Source organism: Streptomyces sp. SID3343, assembly GCF_009865215.1.
GTDB lineage: Bacteria > Actinomycetota > Actinomycetes > Streptomycetales > Streptomycetaceae > Embleya.
On the sequence record NZ_WWJX01000575.1, the window covers coordinates 1 to 3,378 of the forward strand.

The 3,378-nt window shown below is 69.9% G+C and carries 2 protein-coding genes and 1 pseudogene; 1 reads left to right on the plus strand and 2 read right to left on the minus strand.

Going from position 1 to position 3,378, the window contains the following annotated elements; genetic code table 11:
• Together GT354_RS17770 and GT354_RS17775 are read right to left on the minus strand one after the other, a co-directional pair.
• A pseudogene (locus tag GT354_RS17770) lies at nt 1–390 on the minus strand (hydroxymethylglutaryl-CoA synthase); the annotation flags it as partial.
• 179 nt (nt 391–569) lie between these two features.
• Nucleotides 570–1,823, minus strand: a complete 1,254-nt coding sequence (locus tag GT354_RS17775) for a CaiB/BaiF CoA-transferase family protein (protein WP_161357287.1) — start codon at nt 1,821–1,823, stop codon at nt 570–572.
• Nucleotides 1,824–2,324: 501 nt separating this feature from the next.
• Between GT354_RS17775 and GT354_RS17780 the strand changes: the two genes are divergently transcribed.
• Nucleotides 2,325–3,272, plus strand: a complete 948-nt coding sequence (locus GT354_RS17780; protein ID WP_161357288.1) for an alpha/beta fold hydrolase — start codon at nt 2,325–2,327, stop codon at nt 3,270–3,272.
• Nucleotides 3,273–3,378 lie beyond the last annotated feature (106 nt).

The window sequence follows — 3,378 nt, forward strand, 5'->3', positions numbered from 1 at the left end:
GGCGGTGCCCGCGCCGTCCAGGGCCAGGCGGAGCAGCCCCGCCGCCGAGCGCACCGAACCGGTCGCGTCCATCGCGGGCACCGACCCGTCCAGACGAAGAGCGGCGTGGATGGCGGTCGCGTTGGTGCGGTCCGCGTACGCGGCCGCGACCGTCGCGAACAACAGCGAGCGCGGCCGGGCGTCGGGGGTGGCGCGCAGCGCGTATCGCGCCGCCTCGACGCCCATCGTGGTGGTGTCCTCGTCGAAGGACGCCACGGTGCGGGTGCCCTTGCCGCCACCGGTGCCGGCCACGGCGGCGATGGACTTGCGGTCGAGGCGTCGGTAGGGGAGGTAGGTCCCGTACCCGAGGATGCCGCGTCCCGTCGAACCTGCGGTTCCGTCAGTCGTCATTTCTCCGCTTCCGCCTCGTTCCACTTGGGGTTCGTTGCGCTGTGCAGCTGCGACGACGCCGCAGCATCGCGTTGCCCTTGGGCCGGCCCACGAGTCCGAGCCCCGGAGCCCGGAGCCCGGAAACCCGGGAGTTCGGAAACCCGGGAACCCGGGAGTCCTGTCGCCCCCCGGCACCGCTCCTACGTTTCGAGGCCGATCGCGCCGCCTGCCGCGAGCCGGTCGATCTCGGCGTCGGACAGGCCGAGTTCGGCGCGCAAGACCTCCGCGGTGTGCTCGCCCACCCACGGCACGCGGGTCTCGGGACCCTCGGCCACGCGGGACAGCTTCACCGGATTGCCCGGCGACAGGATCGGCGAGGGCTCGCCGTCGGTGCGTTCCATCTCGACGAGCATGTTGCGGTTGCGCACGTGCTCGTCCTCGATCACGTCGCCCGGGCTGTACACGGGCCCCGACGCGACGCCGACCCCGCTCAGGGCCGCACACGCCTGCAGGCGCGACTTGTCGGCCGCCCACTCCTCGATCCCGGGACGGATGACGTCCTCCAGGTGGTCGAACCACTGCTGCGGCCCGCTCAGTCGGGGATCGGTGCTCCACTCCGGTTTGCCGATCAGCTCCGCGAGCGCGTCGAACATGTGCTGCCGGGCGCACTGGATCAGGAAGTAGCCGTCGAACGCCCGGAACGAGTGGTTGATCAGCGGTGAGAGGGTCGGGTCCTTGAGGCCCATCGACCAGTAGCTGATCCCGGCGTCGTTGAGGGCGACCATCGCGTCGAACATCGAGATGTCCACGTACTGCCCGACGCCGGTCGCGTCCCGGTGGCGCAGCGCCGCGAGGACACCGATCACCGCGAACAGCGCGGACCCGGAGTCGCCGAGCGCACCGAGCGGCGACACCACGGGCGCGACATTGGGGTCACGCTTGAAGTCGTACAAGCCGGCCATGGCCTCGGCGACCGGTGCGTACGCGGGCCAGTTGGCGTAGGGCGACTCGGCCGTGTTCCCGAAGCCGGACACGGAGAGGTAGATCGCCCGCGGGTTGACGGCCGCGATGTCCTCGAAGGCGAGGCCCAGGCGTGCCGCGGTCCCCGGCTTGAAGTTCTCGCAGACGATGTCGGCCTTCTCGGCCAATTTCAGCACGATGTCGCGTCCCTCGGGGTTCTTGAGGTCCACGGTGATGCTGCGCTTGCCGAGGTTGTTGCGCAGGAAGGTCACGCCCACCCCGCGGCCGAGGGGGTCGGTCATCATCGGCAACGACGCGCGACCGGATTCGCCGACGCCGGGCGACTCGATCTTGATGACTTCCGCACCCAGCCGGGCCAACATCTGGGTGGCGTAGGGAAGGGCCTGCATCTGCTCGATGGCCAGAACTCGGATCCCGTCGAGGGGCTTTCCGAAGTGTTGCAGGTCGGGGCCTGCCACCTCTCCCACGCGCATTGTGACTCACTCCCTGTTGTGCGGTCGTACGTGTGCCGCGCGGTCGACCGGTCGGCCGATCCTGCTGCAGCCGGCGCGCCGGGCACGTGGCCTGGGGCGGTGGCCAAACGCCCGGTCGGACGTTGCCCATGATCGCCCGATCGCCACGAGTCAGGCACCCCGTCACCATAGCTGACGGTCAGTCAGATAAGCACCGACCGCGCTTCGTGCCGCTCGTCACCATGTTCGTGGCCGCATGGCCCTGGGGTGCTTCGTGGTTGGGGTTTTCGCGGTGCGCTGCGGTCGCGTCTCGGTCGGGTCGGTTGGTTGTTCCCACCCGCACCACCCGTTGCCTTTGGGTGTCGGGCTGCGGTTTTACGGCGCCGGGGTCGACGTGGTCCGGCCTCGCGTCCCCGATCTGCGATGTGAGCCGGAGCACGCTTCTTGCCTCTGACGTCAACGTCAGGTTTTAGCGTATCCCTCGACGGCTCACCCGAAGCGCAAGAACAGGAAGTACAGCCCATGACTGCATCAACATCGGACGCGGCGGCCGCGGGCGGGGCTACCCCCACCCCCGTCGTCTCGGTCAAGCCGGTTGCGCTGGACGTACCGGGCCGTGGCGAGGACCTGCAGGTGCGCATCACCGCGCCGACCACCGGGAGCGAACTGCCGATCATCGTCTTCTCGCACGGATTCGGATCGTCGTTGAACGGCTACGGTCCGCTGGCCGACTACTGGGCTGCTCACGGTTTCGTGGTGCTTCAGCCCACCCACCTCGACTCCCGGACCGTGGGCCTTCCCGGCGACGATCCCCGCACACCGCACCTTTGGCGTTTCCGCGTCCGGGACGTGAAGCGCATCCTCGACCGGCTCGACCTGCTGGAAGCCGCCGTTCCCGGTCTCGGTGGGCGCCTGGACCGAAGCCGCATCGCCGCGGTCGGACACTCCTTCGGCGGCCAGACGGCAGGCACTCTGCTGGGCCTGCGAGTCGTCGATCCGGTGAGCGAGAAGGTGGAAGATCTGTCCGACTCGCGGATCAAGGCCGGCGTACTGCTTGCCACGGCCGGGCGGGGCGGAGCCGACCTGACCCCCTTCGCGGCCGAGAACCTCCCGTGGTTGAAGGGACAGGACTTCGCGCACATGACCACGCCGACCCTGGTGATCGTGGGGGACAAGGACGAAACCCCGCTGTCCGTCAGGGGGCCGGAGTGGCTCGCCGACCCGTACCACCTGAGCCCGGGGCGCAAGAGCCTGCTCACCGTGTTCGGGGCGGAGCACTCCCTCGGCGGAATCGCCGGCTACGAAGTTCGGGAGACGACGGACGAGAACCCCGAGCGCGTGGCCCTGATCCAACGGGCCACCTGGGCCTACCTTCGCCACGCACTCGGCCTCGAGGACGCCGGCTGGACCGCGGCGCAGCAGGCTTTGTCGGAAAGCGCCGCCCCCCTGGGGCGGATCGAATCCAAGTGAACCGCTGAGCTTCGAACCACCACCAGGGCGCCGGCGCGGCCCGTGGCACCGCGTCGGCGTCAGCCCTCCGACGACGGCGCGCGCGCACTTCGCGGGGCCGATCCGG

Coding starts and splice junctions, on each gene's coding strand:
- GT354_RS17775 (WP_161357287.1), bottom strand. CDS start 1,823: ATGCGCGTGGGAGAGGTGGCAGGCCCCGACCTGCAACACTTCGGAAAG.
- GT354_RS17780 (WP_161357288.1), top strand. CDS start 2,325: ATGACTGCATCAACATCGGACGCGGCGGCCGCGGGCGGGGCTACCCCC.